Consider the following 1,155-nt stretch of genomic DNA (forward strand, 5'->3'; position numbering starts at 1 on the left):
CGGCAGCCAGCCGTCGGGCTGGAGGGTGGTGGCGACGGCGAGGTCCCCGGTGATGACGCCGACCTCGTCGGTCGTAGCCCCGCCCCTGTCGGCCTTCACCCGGTCCACGAGCCGCTCGACCGGTCCGCTCGCGCTGTTGTCGGTCTTCATGCGTTGCAGGTGTCCAGCATCTTGACCAGCGTGCTCTTCTCGTCCTCAGTGACGCTCAGACCGTAGGGAGACTTCACCGACGTCCAGGCCCGCCCATAGACGCACCAGTAGGACTCCAGCGGCGGCTGCCACTCCTCGGGGCCTTGGTCGCCCTTACCGCGGGCGGTGGCTGCGGACACGGCCAGCAACTGTGGGTGGGTGAGGTCGTTGGCGAACGCCTTGCGCTTGTCCTGATCCCAGTACCTCGCGCCGGAGCGCCAGGCGTTGGCCAGCGGCACCATGTGGTCGATGTCCAGGTCGGAGGCGTTGGTGGAGGTCTTGCCGTTGTAGACGCTGACCCAGCTGCCCGAGGTCGCACGGCACTGGTCGTCGCGCTCCACGCCGCTGCCGTCGAGCTGGAGCACCGTCTCCCGCGTGTCGCACTTGTCGCCGTGGGAGGACCAGTGCGGGAACGTGTCCCGGCTGTAGCCGGCCATCGACCCCTGCTCCACGACCACCAGCCCGTCCAACGCCTGGCGGGCCTCATCAGGGCCCGGCAGGCCAGGCAGAGACTCCGCCTCCTCGGAACTCCCGCCGCCGGCACCCGGTGCGGAGGAAGCGGGAGCGTGCGACGCGGAGGCCTTGGCATCGGGCTCCGGTTCGGTGCTCAGCGGATCACGGCCGACGAAGCAGGGCTTGCAGAGAACGCGCCCGCCGCAGATGAGCGCAACAGTCGGCCGCTGCGGCCTTCACCCGCGAACAGCCTGGTCGACCAAGTCGGGCGGAAGCGGTGATCGTCTTCGGGACGTCACCACCCGGAGGCCAGGCCACTGAGCGCGCTGTGGCCTGGATGCTGCTGCCCGTGCGCGACGCCGGCATCGGCGTCGGGCGTACGGCCGCGCCCGCAAGCCGCTGACGGTCGTGTTCGGCTGCGTGACGCCTCACATGCCGGGCAGGACCAGAGCGAGCCTGGTTTGTCGGCACTTGCGGTCCCCTGGTCGGAATCCGCTGCCCGCCCTGCTGTGT

1 protein-coding gene is annotated in these 1,155 nt (G+C 70.2%); it reads right to left on the reverse strand.

Going from position 1 to position 1,155, the window contains the following annotated elements:
• Positions 1–146: 146 nt before the first annotated feature.
• Positions 147–659, reverse strand: coding sequence for an HNH endonuclease family protein (locus LPA54_RS32740; RefSeq protein WP_306806573.1), 513 nt, complete (start codon positions 657–659; stop codon positions 147–149).
• Positions 660–1,155: the final 496 nt, after the last annotated feature.

Origin of the sequence: Streptomyces sp. DH12 (genome assembly GCF_020873895.1) — a bacterium.
Taxonomy (GTDB): domain Bacteria; phylum Actinomycetota; class Actinomycetes; order Streptomycetales; family Streptomycetaceae; genus Streptomyces.